The organism is Loktanella sp. DJP18, from assembly GCF_049310965.1.
Lineage (GTDB): Bacteria > Pseudomonadota > Alphaproteobacteria > Rhodobacterales > Rhodobacteraceae > Loktanella.
On sequence record NZ_JBMERN010000277.1, the window covers coordinates 1 to 2,255 of the forward strand.

4 protein-coding genes are annotated in these 2,255 nt (G+C 61.5%); all 4 read left to right on the forward strand.

Annotated features, from left to right (window positions below):
- Positions 1-607: hypothetical protein (locus ACOI1H_RS25110; protein ID WP_422440999.1), on the forward strand; the 607-nt coding region annotated here is incomplete at its 5' end.
- Positions 608-1,007: 400 nt separating this feature from the next.
- Positions 1,008-1,160: a hypothetical protein gene (locus ACOI1H_RS25115; protein ID WP_422441000.1), complete on the forward strand. Its 153-nt coding sequence runs from the start codon at positions 1,008-1,010 to the stop codon at positions 1,158-1,160.
- 18 nt (positions 1,161-1,178) lie between these two features.
- Entirely contained in the window at positions 1,179-1,577 is a 399-nt protein-coding gene (locus ACOI1H_RS25120) for a DUF421 domain-containing protein (protein WP_422441001.1), read from the forward strand.
- Between the two features lie 258 nt (positions 1,578-1,835).
- Positions 1,836-2,255: trypsin-like peptidase domain-containing protein (locus ACOI1H_RS25125; RefSeq protein WP_422441003.1), on the forward strand; the 420-nt coding region annotated here is incomplete at its 3' end.

Below are 2,255 nucleotides of genomic sequence, written 5' to 3' on the forward strand. Positions count from 1 at the left end.
CTCCCTCGTCGCAACTGTCGGTGGAGCCGAGATCCGCAATGCTGATCTGATGACCTTCATCGGCACTCTGCCGCCCGAGGTTCAGTCGATGCCACCCGAGATGCTGGTGCCTGTCGCGCTGGAGCAGCTCATTCTGCGCGAGCTGATCCTCAATGAGGCAAACTCACAGAACCTCGGCGAGGACCCCGAGGTCCAATCAATTGTCGACAGCACCTCGGCTGCGGCGATGGACGACGCGATGGTGCAGGTCTGGCTGAGCCGCCAGATGGCGGACGTCGTGACTGACGAGGCCGTGCAGCAGGTCTACGACGAGGCAGTGGCCGCCGGTCAACAGGATCTTCCGCCAGTCGAGCAGGTGCGTCCGCAGATCGAGCAGTTCCTGCTTCAGCAGGCGATGCAGGACGTGCAGATGCAGTTGAGCGAGGGTGCGGAGGTCGTCTTCTACGATCCGACCGGCCAGCCGGTCGACGCTTCTTCCGCTCAAACCGCCCCAAGTGATGGTGCCTCTGGCGACGGAGCAGCGACCGACGATACGTCCTCCAGCGAAGAATCCTCGGGCGACGCATCAGGTGGAGAGGAAACCGATTCAGAAGCAACCGGCAACTGATCCGGCCGACTCTCTTGCAGGAATACGGCCCCCTGATTTTTTTCGGGGGGCCGATTTCGTTCTAACGAGAATGAACGAGGCGCGGACTGCAGCGTCAAAAGCGCTTTGGCCCCGCCGCGGATCGTCGGCGGGAATATGCGAGACGAAACGGCCGCCATTCAAAAGGCTTGTTCGCACTGTGAAGGAAAAATCTGAAGGCTTTGAATCTTTTTGGGCGACTTTTCGCGCCGCTCGACACTGTCGCCAACATGTCGTGCTAGCCCATTCTGTCGATAGCAACGTCGCGCAATTACCGACAGCGCCGCCCCAAACACCGTTCATGTTGGTGTCGGCATGAGCGTCCCGGAAACGGCGTCAACCGACCGTTGCGAGCCCCACCGCCAGATGGAGATCATGAGGCATGAACACTATTGAGCCGTTTGACTGGCACCGCGTGCTCCTGGGCGATCAGGCAGGGCTCCTGTTCCTCCTGGAGATCGTGTTCCGCACGGTGGTGATGTACGGCTGTACACTCGTCTTCGCTCGTTTCATCGGTAAGCGCGGAATAAGCTAGGCCAGCCCGTTTGAATTCATGCTCGTCATCATCATAAGTTCGGCCGCCGGGGATCCGATGTTCTACGGCCATGTGCCGCTGCTTCACGGCATATTGGTGCTCACCGTTGTGTTGCTCCTGCATCGCCTCGTCAGCATCATGACGAACCGGAGCGAGCGCGCTGAAGATGTTGTTGAAGGCGAGCCAATCCTGCTGGTCGAGAGCGGCCGCATCGTTGAGCAGTCCCTGGGAATGGACACGCTGTCGCGCAGGGAATTTCTGATGCACCTGCGCCAGCAGGGTGTCCGGGATGTTGGCGAACTCGAGCAGGCGTTTCTTGAGCCGAATGGGCAGGTGAGCGTGCTTCAGGCTTCCGCAGACAAGCAGAAGCAAACGGAATCAACCTGGCCCAAGGACTTCAGCCGAAACGGCAGCTGACAGCTAGTTGCGAAGATTTAACCTGTTCATAAGCGGTGTGGACCTTCTATCGAACTGAGCCGACCGGTCCCGACGACGACTGCAGGCGTCGCGCAGTCGCGGTCCATTGCCGGTAGATCCCCAGCGGGAACAACTTCGCAGAGCGCCGGTTGTACAAACTCATTCCACGCCAAGCCGACCCGGCTCGATCCGGGCTGCGCCCAGTCTCGGACCCTGCGCGGCGCTGCCGGGCAGGTCTGGCAATTCACCGGAGGAATTATGAAAACCCGCACACCAACTGACACCGTCTCCGCAATCGCCGTGATTGCCTGTCTGTCCGTCACGACGCTTCCTGCCGTTGCGCAGGAGACGGAACTGCCCGCGCCGCAGGACTTTACCGCAATCGTCGCCGAACTCAGCCCTGCCGTCGTCGGGATTACCGCGCGCAGCATGCCGACGCCGGGCATGATGCCGCCCGAGGGAATGCCCATGCCGGGCCCCTTTGGCCAGATGCCCGGCCCCTTCGGTCAGGCGCCCGGCCAACCGGCGCCCGAGCGTGAGATGGTCGCGGGTGGGTCCGGTTTTCTCATCAGCAACGACGGATACGTCGTGACCAACAACCACGTCGTCGAGGGGGCGGACGAGATCGAGATTCTGCTTGCCGACGGCTCGACGCGGGCCGCCGAACTGATCGGCACC

Coding starts and splice junctions, on each gene's coding strand:
- ACOI1H_RS25115 (WP_422441000.1), top strand. CDS start 1,008: ATGAACACTATTGAGCCGTTTGACTGGCACCGCGTGCTCCTGGGCGAT.
- ACOI1H_RS25120 (WP_422441001.1), top strand. CDS start 1,179: ATGCTCGTCATCATCATAAGTTCGGCCGCCGGGGATCCGATGTTCTAC.